This window comes from Streptomyces sp. FH025, assembly GCF_017427025.1.
In the GTDB taxonomy this organism is placed as follows: Bacteria; Actinomycetota; Actinomycetes; order Streptomycetales; family Streptomycetaceae; genus Kitasatospora.
Genome location: NZ_JAFLNG010001110.1, coordinates 1 through 1,556 on the forward strand (window position 1 = coordinate 1; position 1,556 = coordinate 1,556).

General features: G+C 72.4%; 2 protein-coding genes. Both read left to right on the forward strand.

What is annotated here, in order from left to right:
- Nucleotides 1-816, forward strand: an 816-nt coding sequence (locus tag J0670_RS37745; protein ID WP_207817285.1) for a fumarylacetoacetate hydrolase family protein, incomplete at its 5' end; no start/stop codon positions are given.
- 105 nt (nt 817-921) lie between these two features.
- Nucleotides 922-1,527 carry a TetR/AcrR family transcriptional regulator gene (locus J0670_RS37750; protein WP_207817286.1) on the forward strand — a complete coding sequence of 202 codons (606 nt, stop codon included), beginning with the start codon at nt 922-924 and terminating at the stop codon, nt 1,525-1,527.
- The last annotated feature ends 29 nt before the right edge of the window (nt 1,528-1,556 follow it).

Sequence of the window (1,556 nt, forward strand, 5' to 3'; positions counted from 1 at the left end):
GCCACCGTCCAGGTCGTCCGCGAGGGCGAGGACCTGGTCGCCGCCGACGGCCGCCGGATCAAGGCCGAGGAGGCCCACCACCTGCCCCCGGTCGTCCCCAGCAAGGTGGTCGCGGTGCACCTCAACCACCGCAGCCGGGTCGAGGAGTTCCAGATCGAGCTGACTCCCACCCCCACCTACTTCCACAAGCCGACCTCGGCGCTCAACTCGCACGGCGGCGCGATCGTCCGCCCCGAGGGCTGCAAGTACCTCAACTACGAGGGGGAGGTGGCCATCGTCATCGGGAAGACCTGCCGCAACATCTCCCCGGCGGAGGCGGGCGACTACATCGCCGGCTACACCGTGGCCAACGACTACGGCCTGCACGACTTCCGCGACACCGACGCCGGCTCCATGCTGCGGGTCAAGGGTTCCGACACGCTCTGCCCGCTCGGCCCCGGTCTGGTCACCGACTGGGACTTCCGCGGCAAGTACCTGCGCACCTACGTGAACGGCGAGATCGTGCAGGACGGCTCCACCGACGAGATGGAGTGGGACATGCACTACCTCGTCGCCGACATCGCCCGCACCATCACGCTCCACCCCGGCGACGTGCTGCTGTCCGGCACCCCCGCCAACTCCCGTCCGGTACAGCCCGGTGACGTGGTCGAGGTGGAGGTCGAGGGGCTCGGACGGCTCACCAACCACATCGTCACCGGCCCGATCCCGGTCCGCGACGACTGCGGCGCCCAGCCCACCGCGTCGGAGGAGGTCCTGTCCACCGCGCTCGGCGGGGACTGGGAGTTCCGCGGCATCCGGGCGCCCAAGCGCTCCTGACCCGGTGCCGGGACGGCCGGTGAGCCGAGGTGGCGCCGCGCCGGGCCCCTGTGCGTGGGCCCGGCGCGGCGCGGCCATCGTGACGCCCACCGTTAGGATCATCCTGTGACCACACCAGGCGAGGTGATCTCGCAGCGGCGGCTGAACTACGGGGAGGGGCGCGAGGCGCTGCTCGCCGCCGCCGTGCGGGTGGTCGCCCGGGGCGGTCTGCGCAACCTGACGTACCGCGCCGTGGCCCGGGAGGCCGGGGTCACCCACGGGCTGGTCGTCCACCACTTCGGCTCGCGCGACGCGCTGATCGCGGAGGCGCTGGCGCACACCATCCAGACCAGCCTGGCGAACAGCGCGGTGGAGCCCGGCAGCGGCGACGTGGCCGACTTCTCCGCCGGGCTGTCGGCGATGGTCCAGGCGGACCCGGACATCCAGGCGTTCCAGTACGAGCTGCTCCTGGAGGCGCGCCGCAAGCCGGAGCTGCTGGACCAGGTGCGCGGTCTGTACGAGCAGTACTTCGGCGCCGCCGAACGGGAGTTGGCCCGGATGCTGCCGGACGGCGCCGGCCGGCCGCTGGCCCGGCTGGTCTTCGCCGCCCTGGACGGACTGGTGCTGCACCAGCTGACCTTGGGCGAGCAGGACGTCACCGACGCCGCGCTCGGCGAGCTGCGGTCGCTGCTGCGCCTGCTCGGGGCCGCCGCCGCGACCGACGAGTCCTGACCGAACAGGGCCTTCCCGTACGCGTTTTG